1 protein-coding gene is annotated in these 760 nt (G+C 55.8%); it reads right to left on the reverse strand.

The annotated features are described in order from the left end of the window. Positions 1–13: 13 nt before the first annotated feature. Positions 14–760, reverse strand: a protein-coding gene (locus ACR0K1_RS25625; protein WP_480852326.1) for an IS5 family transposase whose coding sequence is annotated in 2 segments (ribosomal slippage) — positions 14–435 and positions 435–760 — 748 coding nt annotated over the 2 segments. Because the reading frame shifts where the segments join, the coding sequence is not laid out codon by codon here. This gene is flagged as partial in the annotation.

Raw genomic sequence — 760 nt, forward strand, 5'->3', positions numbered from 1 at the left:
CTAGGCTCAGGACTCATAACCAATAGATGACAGTTGCGGCGAGGGCGATTGCTGAGAGGAAGACTTTGGGGGAGCGGTCATATCGGGTTGCGACCCGTCGCCAATCCTTCAGCCTGCCGAACATGATCTCGATCCGGTTACGACGCTCGTACCGTCGCTTATCGTATTTAACGGTCGTCTTGCGTTGCTTTCGACCCGGAATGCACGGCCGTATGCCCTTGTCTTGCAGGGCTTCTCGGAACCAGTCAGCGTCATAGCCCCTGTCACCAAGTAGCCAATCGACATTCGGCAGACTGCTGAGCAAAGCCCGTGCGCCGATATAGTCGCTGACCTGACCAGCCGTGACGAATAGGTTCAGCGGACGCCCCTGGCTGTCACAGACGGCATGGAGTTTGGTGTTCATACCGCCCTTGGTCCGACCGATCAGACGTCCACGCCCCCTTTTTTGACGCCCATGCTGGTCGCGGTGCGGTGGGCCTTCAAATAGGTAGCATCAATCATGACGGTCTTTTCCTCGCCATGCTCGGCAGCCAGACCCATCATGATCTGGGCAAAGACTCCCTTGTCGCTCCATCGCTTCCAGCGATTGTATAGGGTTTTGTGCGGACCATACTCCTTAGGGGCGTCTCGCCAGCGTAAGCCATTACGATTAATGAAGATAATCCCACTCAGCACACGCCGATCATCTACACGTGGTTTGCCATGGGACTTCGGAAAGTAAGGCTCCAAACGCGCCATCTGCGCATCATCCAACCAATAT

The sequence above is a fragment of the Ruegeria sp. F5 genome, from assembly GCF_056533845.1.